Below are 22,135 nucleotides of genomic sequence, written 5' to 3'. Positions count from 1 at the left end.
TTTTACCAGTCTAATCCTTAAACCAGAGAGCAATTTCACGTTTTGCAGAAGCTTCCGAATCGGAGCCGTGAACTACATTTTGAATGGCTTGATTGTCTCCTGCAGCCTTGGCAAAATCTCCTCGGATAGTTCCTGGCAGAGCTTCTTCTGGACGAGTAGCCCCCATCATGGTCCGCCAAGTTTCAATCACTTTCGGACCTGATAGAATGCCCACCACTACTGGTCCTGAGGTCATAAACTGACGGATAGGAGGGTAAAAACTTTTTCCAACCAAGTCTTGATAGTGTTGGTCAATCAAATCTTTTGAAACTTTTGAAAGCAACTCTAATTTTTCGATTTTGAAACCTCGTTGCTCCATTCTTTGCAGAATTTCGCCAACCAGCCCTCTTTTCACACCATCTGGCTTAATGATAAAGAATGTTTGTTCCATACGGACACCTCCTTGGCATTTTAGTTCTTCTATTCTACCATACTTTATGAAAAAGTGGGAAAATTTTCTGAAATAAAGCAAAGAGAACCCAAAGGTTCTCTTGTTTGCTTTTATTCTACTGTTTCTTCAACTTGGATTTCCACAACTTCCTCTACAGGAGCAAGTTCTGCCTCTTCTTGTTCTGGAGCCAGATATTCTGCTTCATTGATAGCTTGTGGTTCAAGGTTCCGGTAGCGAGCCATACCAGTACCAGCTGGGATGATCTTACCGATGATAACATTTTCCTTGAGTCCAAGGAGATGATCTTTCTTACCACGGATGGCTGCATCTGTAAGGACACGAGTTGTTTCCTGGAAGGAAGCCGCTGACAAGAAACTATTGGTTTCAAGTGAGGCTTTGGTGATTCCCATAAGAACTGGGCGACCAGTCGCTGGAACTCCACCTGCGATAAGAACATCCTTGTTGGCATCTGTAAAGTCGTTGATGTCCATGAGAGTACCCATAAGAAGATCTGTGTCACCTGGATCCATGACACGAACTTTACGGATCATTTGACGAACCATTACCTCGATGTGTTTGTCACCGATTTCTACCCCTTGGCTACGGTAAACTTTTTGTACTTCACCGAGGAGGTAAGTTTCAACTGACAAGACATCACGAACAGCAAGGAGACGTTTTGGTTGGATAGAACCTTCTGTCAATGCTGCACCACGAGAGATTTGGTCTCCAACTTCGACACGCATACGTGCTGTAAATGGAACCACGTACTCACCTTCGCCAGTTTCACCCTTAACAAAGACTTTCTTAGTACGAGTTGAAGCATCTTCTTCGATAGCTGTAACTTGCCCTTTGACCTCTGTGATGACCGCTTCCCCTTTAGGATTGCGGGCTTCAAAGATTTCTTGGACACGAGGAAGACCCTGAGTGATATCGGTATTTGAGGCAACCCCACCCGTGTGGAAGGTACGCATTGTAAGCTGTGTACCAGGTTCCCCGATAGATTGGGCAGCGATTGTACCAACTGCTTCACCAACTTCAACCGCATCACCAGTCGCCAAGTTGATACCGTAACAGTGACGGCAGACACCATGACGGGTGTTACATGTAAATACAGAGCGGATAGTCACTTCTTCCACACCAGCATTGACAATTTCACGCGCCTTGTCTTCTGTAATCAACTCATTTGGACCGATGATCACTGCACCAGTTTCTGGATGTTTAACAGTTTTCTTAGTGTAACGACCGTTGAGGCGTTCTTCGAGAGACTCGATCATCTCTTTTCCTTCTGCGATAGAACGGATCAAGAGACCACGGTCTGTTCCACAGTCGTCCTCACGGATGATAACGTCTTGGGCAACGTCAACCAAACGACGAGTCAAATAACCTGAGTCGGCTGTCTTAAGGGCCGTATCGGTCATACCTTTACGGGCACCGTGAGTTGAGAAGAACATTTCGAGTACTGACAAACCTTCGCGGAAGTTTGAAAGGATTGGCAATTCCATGATACGTCCGTTCGGAGCGGCCATCAGACCACGCATACCGGCAAGCTGTGAGAAGTTTGAGATGTTACCACGGGCTCCAGAGTCCATCATCATAACGATTGGGTTCTTAGAATCTTGGTTGGCAACCAAACGTTTCTCCAATTTTTCACGGGCAGCACGCCATTCAGCTGTAACAGCGTTGTAGCGCTCGTCGTCTGTGATCATACCACGACGGAATTGTTTGGTGATTTGTTCTACACGTTTGTGTGATTCTTCGATGATTTCAGCCTTGTCTTCAACAACTGGGATATCGGCAATACCTACTGTCAAACCTGCAAGAGTTGAGTGGTGGTAACCGAGGTTCTTCATACGGTCAAGCAGGGCAGATGTTTCTGTCGTACGGAAACGTTTGAAGATTTCAGCGATGATATTTCCAAGGTTTTTCTTCTTGAATGGAGGATTGAGTTCAAGGTTGCGAATAGCTTCCTTAATATCTCCACCTAGTGGCAAGAAGTACTTAGCTGGAACGCCTTCTGTCAAGTTAGCATTTGTTGGTTCTTGCAAGTAAGGTAGACCCTCTGGCATGATGTCGTTGAAGAGGATTTTACCAACCGTTGTCAGCAAGACCTTGTGTTTTTGCTCTTCTGTCCATGGTTTGTTAAGGCTGTCTGTTGCAATACCAACACGTGAGTGGAGGTGAACATAACCATTGCGGTATGCCATAACCGCTTCGTCACGGTCTTTGAAGACCATTCCTTCACCTTCACGACCAGCTTCTTCCATGGTCAAGTAGTAGTTACCCAAAACCATGTCCTGAGATGGAGTAACAACTGGTTTACCATCTTTCGGGTTCAAGATATGCTCAGCAGCCAACATCAAGATACGAGCTTCTGCTTGAGCTTCTTCTGAAAGCGGTACGTGGATGGCCATTTGGTCCCCGTCAAAGTCGGCGTTGTAGGCTTCACAGACAAGCGGGTGCAAGCGAAGGGCCTTACCATCAATCAAGACTGGCTCGAAGGCTTGGATACCCAAACGGTGAAGGGTCGGTGCGCGGTTCAAAAGTACTGGGTGTTCTTTGATTACTTCTTCAAGAATATCCCAGATACGTTCGTCTCCACGTTCTACCAAGCGTTTAGCTGCTTTGACGTTTTGCACGATGTCACGGGCAACGATTTCACGCATCACAAATGGTTTAAAGAGCTCGATCGCCATTTCGCGTGGCACACCACATTGGTACATCTTAAGAGTTGGACCAACGGCGATAACGGAACGTCCTGAGAAGTCAACACGTTTACCGAGCAAGTTTTGACGGAAGCGTCCTTGTTTTCCTTTAAGCATGTGGCTCAATGATTTCAGTGGACGGCTACCTGGTCCTGTAATCGGACGACCACGACGGCCATTATCAATCAAAGCGTCAACTGCTTCTTGAAGCATACGCTTCTCATTTTGAACGATGATACCTGGTGCATTCAACTCAAGCAAACGAGCCAAACGGTTGTTACGGTTGATAACACGGCGGTAAAGGTCGTTCAAGTCAGATGAGGCAAAGCGGCCACCATCCAACTGCAACATTGGACGAAGATCTGGTGGAATAACCGGAAGGATGTTGAGAATCATCCATTCAGGTTTGTTCCCAGACTTGTAAAAGGCATCCAAAACATCCAAACGACGGATGGCTTTGACACGTTTTTGTCCAGTAGCTGTTTTCAACTCTTCTTTGAGTTCCGCAATTTCTTTTTCAAGATCTACTTGTTTCAAAAGGTCTTGGATAGCTTCGGCACCCATTTTGGCAACGAATGATCCATAACCATACTCACGCAAGCGCTCACGGTATTCGCGCTCTGTCATGATAGACTTGTGCTCAAGCGGTGTATCCTTAGGATCAATCACCACATAAGCCGCAAAGTAGATAACTTCCTCGAGGGCACGAGGGCTCATATCAAGGGTCAAGCCCATACGGCTTGGAATCCCCTTGAAATACCAGATGTGAGATACAGGAGCTTTCAACTCGATGTGCCCCATACGCTCACGACGAACTTTTGTACGCGTTACTTCAACCCCACAGCGGTCACAAACAATCCCTCTGTAACGAATGCGTTTGTACTTACCACAAGCACATTCCCAGTCTTTTGTAGGACCAAAAATCACTTCGTCAAAGAGTCCTTCACGTTCTGGTTTCAACGTACGGTAATTGATTGTTTCAGGTTTTTTGACTTCTCCATAAGACCATGAACGGACTTTGCTTGGAGAAGCTAGGGTGATTTGCATACTTTTAAAACGATTTACATCAACCACTATTTCTTCCCTTTCTATTCTAAGTGAACTGCCTATTCTTGTTCAGCAGCTTCTTCTGTTGCTTCCGCTTTTGTTGCTTTCTCAGCTTCTTCAGCTTCAAAGGCTGCTTTAGCCTCTTGGGCTGCTTTTTCGCGGGCTTTTTCAAGGTCATCTACGTGGATGACATCTTCGTCCATTCCTTCATCCAAGTCGCGAAGTTCCACTTCTTGGTCATCTTCGTCAAGGACACGCATGTCAAGACCAAGAGATTGCAATTCTTTGACAAGAACTCGGAAGGATTCTGGAACACCTGGTTTTGGAATTGGTTTTCCTTTTGTAATGGCTTCATAAGCTTTCAAACGTCCGTTGATATCGTCAGACTTGTAAGTCAAGATTTCTTGGAGAACATTTGACGCACCGTAGGCTTCAAGAGCCCAAACTTCCATCTCACCGAAACGTTGTCCACCAAACTGAGCTTTACCTCCAAGTGGTTGTTGGGTAACAGTTGAGTATGGTCCGACTGAACGCGCGTGCAATTTATCATCAACCATGTGGTGGAGTTTGATCATGTACATGACACCAACTGATACACGGTTGTCAAACGGCTCACCTGTACGTCCATCGTAAAGGATTGTCTTAGCATCGCTATCCATACCTGCTTCTTTAACAGTGTCCCAAAGGTCTTCAGAACTTGCTCCGTCAAAGACTGGTGTTGCGATGTGAATACCAAGAGTACGGGCTGCCATACCAAGGTGGAGCTCCATAACCTGACCGATATTCATACGCGATGGCACCCCAAGTGGGTTCAACATGATATCGACTGGAGTTCCGTCTGGAAGGTAAGGCATGTCTTCTACAGGAACGATACGAGAGACAACCCCTTTGTTTCCGTGACGTCCGGCCATCTTATCTCCGACCTTGATCTTACGTTTTTGAGCGATGTAGACACGAACCAGCATGTTAACACCTGATTGCAACTCATCGCCATTTGCACGTGTAAAGATCTTAACATCACGAACGACACCATCGGCACCGTGAGGTACACGAAGAGAAGTGTCACGCACTTCACGAGACTTATCTCCGAAGATAGCGTGCAAGAGACGTTCTTCAGCTGAAAGGTCTTTCTCACCCTTAGGTGTGACTTTACCTACAAGGATATCTCCTTCTTTAACCTCAGCACCGATACGGATAATACCCATTTCGTCAAGGTCTTTAAGAGCATCTTCACCAACGTTTGGAATTTCACGAGTAATTTCTTCAGGCCCAAGCTTTGTATCGCGCGTTTCTGATTCATATTCTTCGAGGTGGACAGATGTGTAGACATCGTCTTTGACCAAGCGTTCGCTCATGATAACGGCATCCTCGAAGTTGTAACCTTCCCATGTCATGTAGGCAACGATTGGGTTTTGTCCAAGCGCCATTTCCCCTTTTTCCATAGAAGGTCCGTCAGCGATAAAGTCGCCTTTTTCAACGACATCACCAACTTTAACGAGAGTGCGTTGGTTGTAAGCAGTACCTGAGTTTGAACGACGGAATTTTTGGATGTGGTAAACGTCCAATGAACCATCTTCGCGGCGTACTTCTACCTTGTCAGCATCTGCGTATGTAACTTTACCATCAAACTGGGCAATAACAGCCGCTCCAGAATCATGAGCTGCTTGGTATTCCATACCAGTACCAACGTAAGGTGCTTTTGGATCAATCAAAGGCACAGCCTGACGTTGCATGTTGGCACCCATGAGGGCACGGTTGGAGTCATCGTTTTCTAAGAAAGGAATACATGCTGTCGCAACGGCAACTACCTGTTTTGGTGACACGTCCATGTAGTCAACAACTTCTGCTGGATACTCTTGGTTGACCCCTTGGTGACGCCCCATGACAACCTTCTCAGCAAAAGTACCGTCTTCGTTGAGGCGAGAGTTAGCCTGCGCTACAGTAAATTCATCTTCTTCATCGGCTGTCAACCAAACGATTTCATTCGTAACAACACCTGTTTCACGGTCAACCTTACGGTATGGTGTTTGAACAAATCCATACTTATTCAAGTGTCCGTAAGATGACAAGTTATTGATCAAACCGATGTTAGGTCCTTCAGGTGTCTCGATTGGGCACATACGACCGTAGTGAGTGTAGTGCACGTCACGAACTTCATATCCAGCACGGTCACGAGTCAAACCACCAGGTCCCAAGGCTGACAAACGGCGTTTGTGAGACAACTCAGAAAGCGGGTTGTGTTGGTCCATGAACTGTGACAACTGTGATGAACCAAAGAATTCTTTAACCGCAGCTGTTACAGGACGGATATTGATGATTTGTTGTGGTGTTAAAACTTCATTGTCCTGAACAGACATACGTTCACGGACATTACGTTCCATACGAGAAAGTCCAAGACGTACTTGGTTGGCAAGCAATTCACCAACTGCACGGATACGACGGTTTCCAAGGTGGTCGATATCATCCACACGTCCGATACCTTCTGCCAAGTTAAGGAAGTAGCTCATCTCTGCAAGGATATCCGCAGGAGTTACAACACGAACCTTGTCGTCTGGATTGGCATTTCCGATGATGGTTACAACACGGTCTGGATCCGTTGGGGCAACAACCTTGAATTTTTGAAGGACAACTGGTTCTGTCAAAACAGCTGCATCGTTCGGAATATAAACGATCTTGTTCAAGTCGCCATCCAAGTGGTGCTCGATACTCTCGATCACGCTGCGAGTCATAACGGTACCAGCTTCTACCAAGATTTCACCAGTTTCAGGGTCTACCAATGGCTCCGCAATGGTTTGGTTGAGCAAGCGTGTTTTAACGTTGAGTTTTTTATTGATCTTGTAACGACCAACAGCTGCCAAATCGTAGCGACGTGGGTCAAAGAAACGCGCTACAAGCAAGCTACGTGAGCTTTCAGCAGTCTTAGGTTCACCTGGACGAAGGCGTTCGTAGATTTCTTTCAAGGCTTCGTCTGTACGAGAGTCCATTGGATTCTTGTGGATATCTTTTTCAACAGTATTGCGAACCAATTCGCTATCACCAAAGATATCAAAGATTTCATCATCACCTGAGAAACCAAGAGCACGAACCAAGGTTGTAAATGGAATCTTACGCGTACGGTCGATACGAGTGTAGGCAATATCTTTTGAGTCGCTTTCAAGTTCCAACCAAGCTCCACGGTTAGGGATAACAGTTGAGCCGTAACCCACTTTACCGTTCTTGTCTACTTTGTCGTTAAAGTAAACACCTGGTGAGCGGACCAACTGAGAAACGATAATACGTTCACCACCATTGATGATGAAAGTACCCATTTCGGTCATGATTGGGAAATCACCAAAGAAGACTTCTTGAGTCTTGATTTCGCCTGTTTCTTTATTAATCAAACGGAAGGTCACAAAAATTGGTGCTGAGTAGCTAGCATCGTGGATACGTGCTTCTTCGAGCGTGTATTTTGGTTCCTTGATTTCATAGCCAACAAATTCCAACTCCATTGTGTCTGTGAAGTTTGAAATTGGCAATACATCTTCAAATACTTCCTTAAGACCGTGATCTAGGAAATCTTTGAATGAATCCGTTTGAATTTCAATCAAATTTGGTAAGTCAAGAACTTCTTTGATTCTTGAAAAACTACGACGGGTACGATGTTTCCCGTATTGAACGTCATGTCCTGCCAAGATGATTCTCCTTTGTAAATAAATTCCAAGCCTTGTCAATCAGGCTTTTCTAATCGTTATATGGTTTTTAAAACCCCTATCACCGTGTCCCTTTGATGAATTTTCAGAATCTTTAAATCTTTGTTACAAACACTCAAAAACCTGAAAAAAAGCACAAAAAGAGCAGCTAAATCTGACTTTTTCAGAAGATTTAACTGCTGTGAGCTTTGTCTGGACAATATTTCAAACAAAACCTACGACAAATGATTACTCTTATTATACCTTATCGGACAAGATTTTTCAAGGTTTTTTTACTATTTTTTAAACAATCTTTTCCTATGTATTATTTTAAAATTTCAAGAGAATGAAGCATTATATTTTCTCTTAAAAGTTAGGAAAACGCTTGCACTAATGTTTACCTCGTGCTATACTGATAGGGAACAACTACACAAGGAGAATTGTGATGAAAAAGATCCCATCTCAAACTGAGAAAAAAATGATTTATGGTATCCGTTCCTTGAAGAACGGAACTGGTTCTGTCCTTATTGGTGCCAGCATTATCCTGCTTTCAGCTGCAATGCCAACTATTTCGGCTAACGAAAACCTGCCTCAAACTCAGGAAAATACCAGAGCTGTGACCAAGGCCCCTACTGAGACTGAAACGAGTCAAACTCAAACGGAAACGCCTATTTCTGAACAAAAGAATGCAAACGCTTCCCTTGATTCTAAAAAAGAAGCTCCAGCTGGGGAAACTACTACAGCGCCAGCAACACCCAAAACAGAAGATGCTACTACAAGCCAGGCTAACAGCAAGGAAGAGAAAGTAGATAACAGCACTGCAACGCCAACTTCAGATCAAAAACCACAAGCTGACGCATCCTCTGAAGAACCCATCGAAGACAACCACTTCCGTATCCATGTAAAAAAACTCCCTGAAGAAAACAAGGATTCTCAAGGTCTTTGGACTTGGGACGATGTTGAGAAGCCGTCTGAAAACTGGCCCAATGGAGCCAAGTCCTTCAAGGATGCCAAGCAAGATGACTACGGCTATTATCTAGATGTCAAACTCAAAAATGAGCAAGCCAAGAAAGTCAGCTTCCTTATCAACAATACCAAGGGGGATAACCTGACGGGAGACCGTTCTGTAGAGCGCCTCTCTCCAAAAATGAATGAGGCCTGGCTAGATGAAAACTACAAGGTATACAACTACCGCCCTCAACCAGCAGGAACTATTCGTGTCAACTACTACCGCACCGATGGAAACTATGACAAAAAATCTCTCTGGTATTGGGGCGATGTCAAAAAACCAAGCAGTGGAGAATGGCCTGACGGTACTGACTTTACCGCAACTGGAAAGTATGGCCGCTACATTGATATCCCACTCAATGAAGCTGCAAGAGAATTTGGATTTTTATTACTAGACGAAAGCAAGAAAGGCGATGATGTGAAAATCAGAAAAGAAGATTATAAATTCACTGATCTAAAAAATCACAGTCAGATTTTCCTCAAAGATGATGACGAAACCATCTACACTAACCCCTACTATGTGCACGATATCCGCATGACTGGTGCCCAACACGTGGCTAAATCTCGTATCGAAAGCAGTTTTTCTACCCTCGTTGGAGCTAAGAAAGATGATATCCTCAAACACTCCAGCATCACTGATTACCAAGGGAATAAAGTAGCTATCACAGACGTGGAAGTGGATGAGGCAGGTAAAAAAGTGACCTACATCGGCAACTTCTCTGACACCCAACACCCTTACACTGTCAGCTACAATTCAGACCGCTTTACCACACGTTCAAGCTGGCGCCTCAAGGATGAGTCCTACAGTTACGATGGGCCACTCGGCGCAACTCTAAAAGAAGATGGCAAGCGTGTTGACCTCACCCTCTGGTCTCCAAGTGCTGATAAGGTTTCCGTTGTTATCTATGACAAGAAAGACCCTGAAAAAGTAGTTGGAACTGTCGCCCTTGAAAAAGGAGAAAAAGGAACCTGGAAACAAACTCTGGATGCAAACTCTGGTCTCGGTATCAGCAACTACACTGGCTATTACTACCACTACCAGATCGAGCGCCAAGGTAAAACTGTCCTCGTTCTTGACCCTTATGCCAAATCATTAGCGGCTTGGAACAGTGACCTAGCAAAAACAGATGCCACTCATAAGGTCGCTAAAGCTGCCTTTGTCGATCCAGCGAAGTTAGGTCCGCAAGACTTGACCTATGGAAAGATTCGTAACTTCAAATCACGTGAAGATGCTGTTATCTATGAGGCTCATGTGCGTGACTTCACTTCGGATCCTGCCATCGCAAAAGACTTGACCAAACCATTCGGTACCTTCGAAGCCTTTATCGAAAAATTAGACTATCTCAAAGACTTGGGTGTGACTCATATTCAACTCCTTCCTGTCTTATCCTACTACTTTGTCAATGAATTGAAGAACCAAGAACGTTTGTCTGCCTACGCTTCAAGCAACAGCAATTACAACTGGGGATATGACCCTCAAAACTACTTCTCCTTGACTGGTATGTACTCAAGCGATCCTAAGGATCCAGAAAAACGTATCGCAGAATTCAAAAATCTCATCAACGAGATCCATAAACGTGGCATGGGAGCTATCTTGGATGTGGTCTTCAACCATACTGCAAAGGTTGACATTTTTGAGGATATTGAGCCAAACTACTATCACTTTATGGATGCAGACGGAACTCCTCGTACTAGCTTCGGAGGCGGCCGTTTGGGAACTACCCACTACATGTCTAAACGTGTCTTGGTAGACTCTATCAAGTATCTGGTTGAAACCTACAAAGTAGATGGTTTCCGCTTTGATATGATGGGTGACCACGATGCGGCTTCTATCGAAGAAGCTTACAAGGCTGCACGCGCCCTCAATCCAAATCTTATCATGTTAGGTGAAGGCTGGAGAACCTATACTGGTGATGAAAATACGCCTGTACAACCTGCTGACCAAGATTGGATGAAGAAAACAGATACTGTCGCTGTCTTTTCAGACGACATCCGCAACAACCTCAAGTCTGGCTATCCAAACGAAGGTCAACCTGCCTTTATCACAGGTGGCAAACGCGATATCAATACCATCTTTAAAAATCTCATTGCCCAACCAACCAACTTTGAGGCTGACAATCCTGGAGATGTTATCCAGTATATCGCAGCCCATGATAACTTGACCCTCTTTGACATCATTGCCCAGTCTATCAAAAAAGACCCAAGCAAGGCTGAGAACTATGCTGAAATCCATCGCCGTTTGCGACTTGGAAACCTCATGGTCTTGACTGCTCAAGGAACTCCGTTTATCCACTCTGGTCAGGAATACGGACGTACCAAACAATTCCTTGATCCAGCCTACAAGACTCCTGTTCCAGACGATAAGGTCCCAAACAAGTCTCACTTGTTGCGCGACAAGGACGGCAAGCCATTTGTCTATCCTTACTTTATCCATGACTCTTACGACTCTAGTGATGCTGTCAACAAGTTTGATTGGACCAAAGCTACAGATGGCAAAGCTTATCCTGAAAATGTCAAGAGCCGTGACTACATGAAAGGATTGATTGCTCTTCGTCAATCTACAGACGCTTTCCGACTCAAGAGTCTGCAAGATATCAAGGAGCGCGTCCACCTCATTACTGTCCCAGGCCAAAATGGCGTTGAAAAAGAAGACGTGGTCATCGGCTACCAAATCACAGCTCCAAATGGAGATATCTACGCTGTCTTTGTCAATGCAGATGATAAGGCTCGCGAATTCAACTTAGGAACTGCCTTTGCTCACTTGAGAAAGGCTGAAGTCCTCGCAGATGAAAACCAAGCAGGACCAGTAGGAATCGCTAAACCTCAGGGTCTTGAATGGACTGAAAAAGGCTTAAAATTGAACGCTCTCACTGCCGTTGTTCTCCGCTTGTCTCAAGGTGGTGCCATTGTCGCCCCAGCTGTGGAAGAAAAACCAGAGTTTAATCTTTCTAGCTTGGAAGTTGAACCAGAACAAGGCCTAGCCCAAAACCTAGTAGCAAATCCTGACTCTCAAGAAACTGCTACAGAGGCTCCCTCTCAGAACCTCCTTCCAAATACAGGAACCGAGAGCAAATCCCTCCTTGCCCTTGCTGGATTCAGTATCCTTGCCCTTCTCGGACTTGGATGGTTGATAAAAAACAAGAAAAAGAAATAACACTCAATGAAAATCAAAGGGTAAACTAGGAAGCTAATCGCAGGCTGCTCAAAGCACAGCTTTGAGCTTGTAGATAAGGCGAAGCTGACTTGGTTTGAAGAGATTTTCGAAGAGTATAAACTAGCCCTCCTATAGAAAAACACCCCATGATTAGAAGAATCTTCTAGTCATGGGGTGTTGTTTTTATGATACACTTGTCTATCAAATCATATATTCTACACTATAGGTGGCATCTGATAAGATACGAGCCAGAAACTGCTTGGTTCGTTCTTCCTGCGGACGGCTAAAGAAATCGTGAGGATTGTTCTCCTCTACGATACGGCCCCCGTCCATGAAAATAACGTGGTTGGCAACATCTCTAGCAAATCCCATTTCATGCGTGACGACCACCATGGTCACACCTTCTCCCGCCAACTGTTTCAGAACATCCAAAACATCTCCAACCAACTCAGGGTCTAGTGCCGATGTTGGTTCATCTAGCAAAATGACCTCGGGCTTGACTGCAATGGCACGCGCAATTCCTATTCGTTGTTGTTGCCCTCCAGATAGCTGAGAAGGGTAGTAGTCTTTGTAGGCCAGTAAACCAACTTTTTCCAAGGCAGATTCTGCACGTTTGAGCGCTTCTTCCTTGGGAACTTTACGAGCGACGATTAGGCCTTCTAGAATATTTTCCAGAGCAGTTTTGTTTGCAAAGAGATTGTAGTGTTGGAAAACAAAAGCTGTTTTTTTGCGAATTTCTAGAATGTCTTTCTTGCTTAATTTGGCTAAGTCATAGGTCTTTCCTGCCAATGTCAAACGGCCGCTATCAGCTTTTTCTAAGTGGTTGAGACAACGGAGAAAGGTCGTTTTCCCCGAACCTGATGGTCCTAAAATGACGACTACATCCCCTTGGTTGACCTGGAGATTGACATCCTCCAGTACCTGCCTCTCTCCAAATGTTTTTGCGATATGTTCTACTTGTAACATCCTGTCCTCCTATACAAAACGCGCGCTAGATGCTTTTGCACTCTTTTCTTTTTTCACATAGCCTTTCTCCAGTAGAGAGAAGCCCCACTGAATCAAACCACAGATCAAAATATACTGCAAAAAGATCACAAAATAAGACTCAAAATACTGGTAACCGTAGGACGCTTCTACACGAGCAATAGCTGTGATGTCCTTGATGGTCATAACAAAGACCAGGGAGGTCCCTTTGACGATATTGATCACCAGATTGGCCAAGTTAGGCAAGGCTGAGCGCAAGGCTTGAGGAAAAACAATCCTTAGATAGGCCTGGGTTGTAGTCAGCCCAATCGCATGCGCTGCCTCTAGTTGTCCCTTGTCCACCGTCAAGATCGCTGAACGCAAAATCTCCGAGAAACTCCCGACTGTCATCAAACTATAAATGATAAAGGCATAATAGAGAGGATCAAGCTTGAAAATATCAAGGTCACTTCCTATGCTTTTGAGAAATTGATTCAGCAGGCTTGGAAACAAACTATAAAAGAAGAGAATCAATAAAATCGGAGGAGTCGCTCGGATAAAGGCCAGATAGACCAGAGAAAAACTCCTCACCCCTCGAACCTTGTAAATCTGCCCCAAGGCTAAAAATAGAGCCGGTAAAAAGCTTAAGACCATAGCCACAATCATGATAATCAAGGTGATTGGCACACCTTTCAAGGTCTCCAGAAAGGTCTTTACAATATAGTCTATATCCATTTCTTACCTCCCTTTTGTTTCCAAAGACTTCTCAAGCAAACGACTCAAGCTAGAAATAACCAAGGCAATCCCCCAGTAAAGAAGCGCAACTGCCGTATAGGTTTCCAGAGAGTAGTTCCCTAAATTGCGACTGATCAAGAGATTGCCTGCCCCCATAACATCAACAAAACCAATCGTATAAGCCAAGGCAGCATCCCGCATGAGATTGAGAATAGCGGTTGTTATATTGGGAAGAGCAACTTGAAAAGCTTGAGGAAAAATGATTCTCCAAAAAGTCTGACTTGGAGTCAAACCAATACTAAGCCCGGCCTCTGTCTGCCCCTTTGGAATAGCTTGATAGGCCGCCTTGAAAACCTCGGCAACTATAGCCGCAAACAAGAGAATCATCGTCAGGAGAACAAAAATAGTTTTAGACCAGTTGTTGATGTCCAAGCCAAGCCACCATTTCAGAAATTCTGGCAAGCCATAAAAGACTAGAAAAAGCAAGACAATCGGCGGTGTACAACGTAGGGTAAAGATATAGCCTTTGGAAATCGCTGCAAAACTCTTGTCTTCTCCTACTTGCGCCCAGGCCAAGAGACCTCCAAAAAGGGAACCAAGAAGAGTGGTAAAAAAGAGAATGGACAAGGTCATAGGAAGTGCCTGCCATAAGGTCGGTAAGAACTGAAAGACCTTGGAAAAATCATAAGAAACCATGCAAAACCCTTTCTAGTCTTGGAATTTCTGGTCTAGTCTTTGTCTACATAACTAAAGACATCTTCTTTAAAGTATTGCTGAGATAGCTTAGCAAGCGTGCCATCTTCTTTCAACTCTTTGATTGCTTTTTCGTATTCTTTAGCGAATTGCTCACCCTTTTCATCACGGTGAATCAAAGGATAAGTTGGAATGCCCTTGTATGGGAACCAGCTGAGTTTATCCGCATATTGGTGGTAAGGACCATCTTCTGCTGTAACTGCTTTTTCAAAGGACAGTTTGATATCAAAGAAGGCGTCATAACGTCCTTCTAAGACCCAGGCATAGGCATCTGCCACTTTAAAGGATTCAGCAGCTGTTAGCTCAATCGGTGCATCCTGATGTTTTTCATTGTAGCTGGTGATAACATTCCATTGAGCATTCTGTGGAGAGATGGGAACCAATTTCCCTTTATTCTTAGCAAAGTCATCAATGGTTTTGTATTTCTGTTCATCTTCTTTTCTGACAGTAAATCCGATGATGCTCGCTCCCACTGGTTCAGATGGAATGACAAACTTTTTAGCTCGTTCATCTGTGTACCAAGCTCCCTTGGTTCCGATGTCATACTTTCCTGATTCCAGACCAATCAAGAGGTCGTCATCACTGGTACCCGTATATTCAAATTGATAGTTTGCCAACTTCTCATCAACAGCCTTCAAAACAGCTACTTCATAACCATCTGATTCCCCTTTTTCATTGACAAAGTCATAAGGTACATAGTTTTGTGTATGGGCAACCTTCAAGGTTATAACTTCAGCAGACGAAGCCGTTTCTCCATCCTTGGCTGGAGCACCAGCTAAACTTCTCCCGATAATCGTTGCCCCAATTACTGCAACAACTGCTACACCACCGATAATCCCTGCTTTTTTACTCATCTTTTTCTCCTTTAGTTTTCAAGCGCTTCTCTCACCCACTGGATACGTTCAACTGTGATATCACTTGGAATGGTACAATCTGCCCCAAGTACCAAGCCCTGTTCCCCAGCTTCTGCAACTAGTTTCTTTGCCTCAGCCTGAATGGCATCCTTGCTACCAGTATACAGTAAGCCTGTCTTGCCATTTTCGAATCCTCCAAGAACCGTATGTCCCTTGAAAATCTCACGACCTTCCTTGAGAGTGATTCCCTCTGGTCCTACAGCCCAGTTAAAGACTTGGGCTGGATAGTCTGCAAAAAGGTGAATATCATTTCGCGCTCCCTCGTAGCCACAGATATGAAGAACTGTGACTCCACCAACAGCACTAGCTGCTTCCAGAACCGTTATCTCGCTAGGTGCAATGACAGCTTGATAATCTGCTGCCGACACTCGTTGATCTTGGATACTCTGCACGCTGAGGTAGATTCCATCAGCACCAGCCTCTTCGATAACAGCTCGGCTGAGACTCGCAATATCCTCTGCAATCACATCCAACACCTTCTTAAGAGCTTTAGGATCTTCCACCAAAAAATCAGCAATGAGATCATCGCCACCAGACACTTCCCCCAGTAGCCACTTGAGATAGGTCACAGGAGCAAAAATATTGTAAATCGCAACGATATCTTCTGTAAACTCTTGCTTGATTTTCTGAACCAAGGCCACCTGCTCTTTTATCCAAGCGTGCTCTGGTCCGAGTGGTTGAATGGTCGCCAATTCTTGAAGTGATTTGCCTTTGGCAATCGCTGGATTTGGATAAGCAAAGTAGCCATCACTCATTAACTTGATAAAGTCCGGCTGAACTTCTCGGATAAAGCGCTTGTGGCCCTCGATATTCTTCTCGATAATGGCTGGATTTGAGAAACCGTGTAGCCATTCGTCTTCGGATGTGAAATGGTGCCAAAAACCAACTGGCACACGATCAACCTTTTCACCTTTAAATGCTTTTAAAACCCATTCTTTTTTTTCTGACATTCTTATTCTCCATTTCTTACTTTTTCAACTAATAAACTGCTTGCGATATCATTCGAGCGTAGAAAGGGGAGACTGGACTTGGAAAAATCCTGAACTCCACGACATCTCTCTCCATTTTTGCAGTGCCCATTTTTTACGACGCTTATGGCAACCAAAGCCAGCAAACCGATAACTGCAATGAAGATGCCCCATCTTTTACTTTTCATAGCTCCTCCTTTTAGAGAACAGCTGCCTGTCGAATCCAGTCCAACCTCTCTAAGTCAAAGTCATCTGGAACAGTACAGTCAGCTCCCAGAAGAACGCCTTTACTACCAGCTTCAGCCAACAACCGCCTTGTTTCATCTTGCAATTCCGCCTTGGAACCTTGATAAAGCAAGCTTTTCTTGCCATTTTCGAATCCACCTAAAACGGCCTTACCTGGAAACAACTCTTGCCCCTGTGTCAAACTAACCTCCTCATGATGAGTCGCCCAGTTGACCACTTGAGCTGGATAGTCCTTAAATATCGTCACATCATTGCTCGCACCTTCAAAACCACAGATATGGAGGATATTGGTCCCACCAACCTGATTGGCTGCCTCCAAAATCGCTATATTGCTCGGTTCGATATAGGTTTGGTAGAGTGCTGGTGTGATGCGCTCATCTTGAATTTCCTGGGTGCTGAGGTAAATCCCGTCAACACCGCCTTGCTGAATGATTTTCTGAGTTAGGGAAGCAATATCTCCTGCAATCACATCTAGAATAGCTCTGAATTGCTCAGAATTTTCAAGCAGTAGATCAGCCACTTCCTTATCACCTCGCGAAGTTTCTGTACGGAACCAGCGCTTGAGGTAGGAGATCGGTGAAAAGATATTGTAGAAAGAAGCAACCTCTTCGGTAAAGGTCTCTCGAACCGCTTGTACCACTTCCACCTGTTGCTGAATCCATGGGTGTTCCTCACCAATCGATTCAATAGAAGTCAGCTCCTGAATGCTTGCAATCTTAGGATTATAGACATTACTTGGATAAAGGAAAAAACCGTCGCTCATAATTTTGACAAAATCAGGACGAATCCTTTCCACATAGCTGCGATGCCCATCAACACTTTTTTGAAAGATACGTGGATTATTTAATCCCTGCCCCTTTTCTTCGAGTGTTACAAAATGAAACCAAAATCCCACAGGAACTCTTTCCACTTCATCGCCTCGAATCGCTCTAAAGACTAGATCTCTTTTACTTGCCATACCTTTCTCCTTCCATTTGGATTGAAACCATCTTACCACTCCTTTTTTCCTTTTCCCAATATATATTGACTATCAACTCGATTAGAAATTTTTATATCTATAAAGAAAAAAATCCCTGAAAAGCTTGATGTTACTAGCCTTTCAAAGATTCACTTTATTTTCATCTATTTTCCAAAAAGAAGCTGATATAGATTTTCTATCAAGCCGATTGAATTTTTTTATATCCATCTTCATTCCCAAATTAAGTACATAATTTTATCCTAATACCAAATTACTACTGAAAAATTTCTTTTCTCTCGGTATTTCCTTGCACAAATCCCATGAAAACGCTACAATATTAATAGACTATTATTAGGAGGATGGGATTATGAAAATATCCAAAGTTACCATTACAATTGCTTCTACACTTACTTCCGTCATTTTACTGACTGGCTGTGGTACAAATTCGGCAAATTCACAGACAACACAAAGTAGTACATCTGATAATCAGGTTACAATGACCTATGATCAGTTGCGTTCAAGAGAAAATACTATGTCAACTCTTTGGTATCAAAAAGCAGCTGAAACCAAGGCACTCTATCTACAAGGTTACAATGTCGCTACTGATCGTTTGAAAGAACTACTAAAAACACAGACAGATAAACCCTACTCTATCGTTTTGGACTTAGACGAAACCGTATTAGACAATAGCCCTTATCAAGCGCAAAATGTCAAAGATGGAACAGCATTTACCCCAGAAAACTGGGATGTCTGGGTAAAAAAAGCCGCAGCCAAGGCTGTACCAGGTGCTAAAGACTTTCTCCAATTTGCAGACCAAAACGGTGTCCAAATTTACTATGTATCTGACCGCACGATAGATCAGGTAGATGATACGATCAAAAACCTAGAAAATGAAGGAATTCCTGTACAAAGCCGCGATCATCTCATGTTCTTAGAAAAAGGCGTCAAATCTAAAGAAGGTCGTAGACAAGCAGTCCAAGAAAAAACCAACTTAGTCATGCTACTAGGAGATAATCTTGTGGACTTTGCAGAGTTTTCAAAGACCTCTGAAACTGAGCGCAACCAAAAATTAGAGGAATTACAAAAAGAGTTTGGTGAGAAATTCATCATTTTCCCTAACCCAATGTACGGATCATGGGAAAGCACTGTTTACAATGGTAATAAATTAGATGCCAAGGGTCAAACTGAAGAGCGCCAAAAAAACTTACAAGGTTTTGATAAATAAAATAAGAGAGCTATCTACCAGTTTACACCAACCACAAGATATCGTATTTGCGAGAATAGCGAAAAAAGACGATTTCCAAGCAGAAATCGTCTTTTTTACTTTTTTATCTTGTGCTTGGTATAAACCAGTATATATTCTACTAGATAGTATGCTCTACCCCTTGTACCACTTCCACCTGTTGCTGAATCCATGGGTGTTCCTCACCAATCGACTCAACTGATTGGATTTTTTTATAACCCTTCTTTCATGGCAAAGTAAGCACGCACTTTTGGTGCGACTTGCGTTCCAAAAAGTTCAATAGCTTTGAGAACTTGATCATGTGGCATAGAACCAAGTGGTAGGTGCAACATAAAGCGATCCAAGTCTAAATCCTCAATCATGCAAATCAATTTTTCTGCCACCTGGTCTGGATTTCCCACAAACATGGCTCCATTTGGACCAACTTGCTCCAAATATTGCTCATAGGTCAACTCCTGCCAGTGTGGACGGTCCTTAGAAATCGCATCCACCACTTGCTTGGTCGGATGGAAATAATCTTTCACCGCCTGCTCGCCATCCTCAGCAATCCAGCCCCAAGAATGAGCACCCACTTTCAGGTCTTTATCCGCATGACCGGCATCCCTACCAATCTCACGATAAGCTTGAATCAATTTCTTGAAGTAACGCGGATTACCACCGATAATGGCATAGACAATCGGCAGCCCCGCCTGAGCAATCTTCACTGTTGATTCGACATGGCCACCTGTCGCCACCCATAATGGCAATTTGTCCTGAACTGGACGGGGATAGACTTCTTTTCCAGCAATGCTTTGGGTCAATTGCCCCTGCCAGTCTATCTTGGTCTTTTCATTGACTAACTGGAGCAAGTCTAATTTCTCATCAAAGAGAGCTTCATAGTCTTTCAAGTCATAGCCAAACAGAGGGAAGGATTCGGTAAATGAACCACGCCCAGCCATAATCTCCGCACGGCCATTTGACAAGGCATCGATGGTGGCATATTGTTGGAACAAGCGAATCGGATCCATACTTGAGAGAATGCTGACTGCACTGGTCAAACGAATCTTCTTGGTATTGACTGCCCCAGCTGCAAGAACAATCTCTGGCGCCGATACCGCAAAGTCCTCCCGATGATGCTCCCCAATCCCGTACACATCCAAACCAACCTTATCAGCCAACTCAATTTCTGCCACCAACTGACGAATACGTTCATCATGACTGTAAATCTGTCCAGTCGCCTCCAGAGCTGTTGTTTCACCAAATGTTGAAATTCCTAATTCTACCATCCCGTTTCCTCGCTATCTCTTTTAGTTTTAGGGTATTTTATCACTAATTAGTTTTATTTTCAATGAATTTGCTCATTAGAAAAAGCCTAGATGAACTAGACTTTCTTAGTTTATTCTACTGTTACGGACTTAGCAAGGTTACGTGGTTTGTCCACATCAAGTCCACGGTGTAATGTTGCGAAGTAAGCGACCAATTGCGTTGGTACGACCATTGAGATTGGTGAGAGGTAAGGGTGGACGGTCGTAAGGACGATATCGTCTGTGTCTTTAGCAACATTTTCCTCTGCGATAGTGAGAACCTTGGCACCACGAGCTGCGACCTCTTGGATATTTCCACGAGTGTGGTTAGCAAGGACTGGATCTGACAAGAGGGCCAAGACAGGTGTTCCTTCTTCAATCAAGGCAATGGTTCCGTGCTTGAGTTCTCCTGCCGCAAAGCCTTCACACTGGATGTAAGAAATCTCTTTTAGCTTAAGACTGGCTTCCATGGCTACATAGTAGTCTTGACCACGTCCAATGTAAAAGGCGTTGCGAGTTGTTTCAAGAAGTTCACGAACTTTAGCATCAATGGTTTCTTTTTCAGAAAGAGTTGATTCGATAGACTGAGCTACGATTGACAACTCATGAACCAGGTCAAAGGCTTGCGCTTTGGCATTGCCGTTTGCTTCTCCGACTGCTTTTGCAAGAAAGGCAAGAGCTGCGATTTGTGCTGTGTAGGCCTTGGTTGATGCCACGGCAATTTCAGGACCTGCGTGAAGGAGCATAGTATGATTGGCTTCACGTGAAAGGGTTGAACCTGGCACGTTTGTCACTGTCAAGCTCGGAATCCCCATTTCATTAGCCTTAACCAAAACCTGACGGCTATCAGCTGTTTCACCAGACTGACTGATAAAGATGAAGAGTGGTTTCTTGCTGAGAAGTGGCATGCCATAGCCCCACTCAGAAGAGATTCCAAGTTCAACTGGCGTATCCGTCAACTCTTCCAGCATCTTCTTAGAAGCAAATCCTGCATGGTAAGATGTTCCAGCTGCAAGAATGTAGATACGGTCTGCATCTTGAACAGCCTTGATGATAGCTGGGTCAACGACTACTTGACCAGCCTCATCTGTGTAGGCTTGGATGAGTTTACGCATCACCGTTGGTTGCTCATCGATTTCCTTGAGCATGTAGTAAGGGTAAGTTCCCTTACCGATATCTGACAAGTCAAGCTCCGCAGTGTAGCTAACACGTTCACGGCGATTGCCATCATAGTCTTGCACTTCGACACTATCAGCCTTGACGATTACCAACTCTTGATCATGGATTTCCATGTATTGGTTGGTTTCACGAATCATGGCCATAGCATCTGAGCAGACCATGTTATAGCCTTCCCCAAGACCAATCAAAAGTGGAGATTTGTTCTTAGCGACATAGATGACTTCAGGATCTTGTGAATCAATCAAGGCAAAGGCATAAGAACCACGGATGATGTGAAGAGCTTTTTTGAAGGCTTCAAGAACTGAAAGACCATCTTCTTCTGCAAATTTCCCAATCAAGTGAACAGCGATTTCCGTATCGGTTTGCCCCTTGAAGTGGTGACCTGCAAGGTATTCTTCCTTGATTTCAAGGTAGTTTTCAATCACTCCATTGTGCACCAAGACAAAACGTCCTGTCTCAGAGCGGTGTGGGTGAGCATTGTCTTCCGTTGGTTTCCCGTGAGTCGCCCAACGCGTATGTCCGATACCAGTCGTTCCCTCAACACCAGCTGTCTTTGCAGACAATTCTGCAATACGACCGACAGCCTTAACCAGGTGATTTTCAGCACCACCTAGGACAAAAATCCCCGCAGAATCATAACCACGGTATTCGAGCTTTTCAAGCCCTTGAATCAAAATATCAGTTGCATTTGTGTTTCCAACAACACCAACAATTCCACACATAGTATATACGACACAGACCAGCTGTGCTTTCTCCTTAAATTGGTATAGTCTGATTCTCGCTTTACGGAATCAGCAAAAACAGTATATACTTGTTTTTCTCACTTGTCAAGAAGAAAAATTGGTATAGTTTTTTCTATCTGATATTTTATCAAGATTTCACTT

The 22,135-nt window shown here is 44.1% G+C and carries 14 protein-coding genes; 2 read left to right on the top strand and 12 right to left on the bottom strand.

Going from position 1 to position 22,135, the window contains the following annotated elements; all coding sequences use genetic code 11:
- Nucleotides 1–10 precede the first annotated feature (10 nt).
- From ndk to rpoB, 3 genes are all read right to left on the bottom strand, one after another.
- On the bottom strand, nucleotides 11–430 hold the full coding sequence (gene ndk, locus HMPREF8578_RS05960; protein WP_000438279.1) for a nucleoside-diphosphate kinase: 420 nt from the start codon (nucleotides 428–430) through the stop codon (nucleotides 11–13).
- Between the two features lie 110 nt (nucleotides 431–540).
- A complete protein-coding gene (gene rpoC / locus HMPREF8578_RS05955) occupies nucleotides 541–4,206 on the bottom strand; it encodes a DNA-directed RNA polymerase subunit beta' (RefSeq protein ID WP_000228750.1) in 3,666 nt (1,221 codons plus the stop codon).
- A 32-nt stretch (nucleotides 4,207–4,238) separates the two neighbouring features.
- Nucleotides 4,239–7,850, bottom strand: a complete 3,612-nt coding sequence (rpoB, locus tag HMPREF8578_RS05950) for a DNA-directed RNA polymerase subunit beta (RefSeq protein WP_000907173.1) — start codon at nucleotides 7,848–7,850, stop codon at nucleotides 4,239–4,241.
- Nucleotides 7,851–8,292: 442 nt separating this feature from the next.
- Between rpoB and HMPREF8578_RS05945 the strand changes: the two genes are divergently transcribed.
- Nucleotides 8,293–12,009, top strand: a complete 3,717-nt coding sequence (locus tag HMPREF8578_RS05945) for a pullulanase (protein ID WP_000723744.1) — start codon at nucleotides 8,293–8,295, stop codon at nucleotides 12,007–12,009.
- Between the two features lie 201 nt (nucleotides 12,010–12,210).
- On the opposite strand, the gene HMPREF8578_RS05935 is transcribed toward HMPREF8578_RS05945, so the two are convergent.
- Genes HMPREF8578_RS05935 through HMPREF8578_RS05905 form a run of 7 tightly spaced genes read right to left on the bottom strand, consistent with a single transcriptional unit; the run spans nucleotide 12,211 to nucleotide 17,546 of the window.
- The gene (locus HMPREF8578_RS05935; RefSeq protein WP_000942247.1) at nucleotides 12,211–12,975 is read right to left on the bottom strand and encodes an amino acid ABC transporter ATP-binding protein; all 765 of its coding nucleotides are present in this window, start codon (nucleotides 12,973–12,975) and stop codon (nucleotides 12,211–12,213) included.
- A gap of 9 nt (nucleotides 12,976–12,984) precedes the next feature.
- Nucleotides 12,985–13,707 (bottom strand): amino acid ABC transporter permease, encoded by a 723-nt coding sequence (locus tag HMPREF8578_RS05930; RefSeq protein WP_000350568.1) that lies wholly within the window; start codon nucleotides 13,705–13,707, stop codon nucleotides 12,985–12,987.
- A 3-nt stretch (nucleotides 13,708–13,710) separates the two neighbouring features.
- On the bottom strand, nucleotides 13,711–14,403 hold the full coding sequence (locus HMPREF8578_RS05925; RefSeq protein WP_000255460.1) for an amino acid ABC transporter permease: 693 nt from the start codon (nucleotides 14,401–14,403) through the stop codon (nucleotides 13,711–13,713).
- A 32-nt stretch (nucleotides 14,404–14,435) separates the two neighbouring features.
- The gene (locus HMPREF8578_RS05920) at nucleotides 14,436–15,314 is read right to left on the bottom strand and encodes a transporter substrate-binding domain-containing protein (protein WP_000036979.1); all 879 of its coding nucleotides are present in this window, start codon (nucleotides 15,312–15,314) and stop codon (nucleotides 14,436–14,438) included.
- Nucleotides 15,315–15,325: 11 nt separating this feature from the next.
- A complete protein-coding gene (locus tag HMPREF8578_RS05915) occupies nucleotides 15,326–16,324 on the bottom strand; it encodes a uroporphyrinogen decarboxylase family protein (protein ID WP_001290978.1) in 999 nt (332 codons plus the stop codon).
- A gap of 2 nt (nucleotides 16,325–16,326) precedes the next feature.
- A complete protein-coding gene (locus HMPREF8578_RS05910) occupies nucleotides 16,327–16,530 on the bottom strand; it encodes a hypothetical protein (protein ID WP_000837731.1) in 204 nt (67 codons plus the stop codon).
- An 11-nt stretch (nucleotides 16,531–16,541) separates the two neighbouring features.
- Entirely contained in the window at nucleotides 16,542–17,546 is a 1,005-nt protein-coding gene (locus HMPREF8578_RS05905) for a uroporphyrinogen decarboxylase family protein (RefSeq protein WP_000157311.1), read from the bottom strand.
- 367 nt (nucleotides 17,547–17,913) lie between these two features.
- Here HMPREF8578_RS05905 and HMPREF8578_RS05900 point away from each other — a divergent pair, with 367 nt between their 5' ends.
- Nucleotides 17,914–18,771: a 5'-nucleotidase, lipoprotein e(P4) family gene (locus HMPREF8578_RS05900; RefSeq protein ID WP_000703388.1), complete on the top strand. Its 858-nt coding sequence runs from the start codon at nucleotides 17,914–17,916 to the stop codon at nucleotides 18,769–18,771.
- Nucleotides 18,772–19,001: 230 nt separating this feature from the next.
- Here HMPREF8578_RS05900 and HMPREF8578_RS05895 read toward each other — a convergent pair whose 3' ends face one another.
- Both HMPREF8578_RS05895 and glmS read right to left on the bottom strand, forming a co-directional pair.
- On the bottom strand, nucleotides 19,002–20,054 hold the full coding sequence (locus HMPREF8578_RS05895; protein ID WP_000229783.1) for an LLM class flavin-dependent oxidoreductase: 1,053 nt from the start codon (nucleotides 20,052–20,054) through the stop codon (nucleotides 19,002–19,004).
- Nucleotides 20,055–20,164: 110 nt separating this feature from the next.
- A complete protein-coding gene (gene glmS / locus HMPREF8578_RS05890) occupies nucleotides 20,165–21,973 on the bottom strand; it encodes a glutamine--fructose-6-phosphate transaminase (isomerizing) (RefSeq protein ID WP_000334295.1) in 1,809 nt (602 codons plus the stop codon).
- Nucleotides 21,974–22,135: the final 162 nt, after the last annotated feature.

Origin of the sequence: Streptococcus oralis ATCC 49296 (genome assembly GCF_000185265.1) — a bacterium.
GTDB lineage: Bacteria > Bacillota > Bacilli > Lactobacillales > Streptococcaceae > Streptococcus > Streptococcus oralis_BC.
This window is presented reverse-complemented; position numbering and strand designations above follow the sequence as displayed.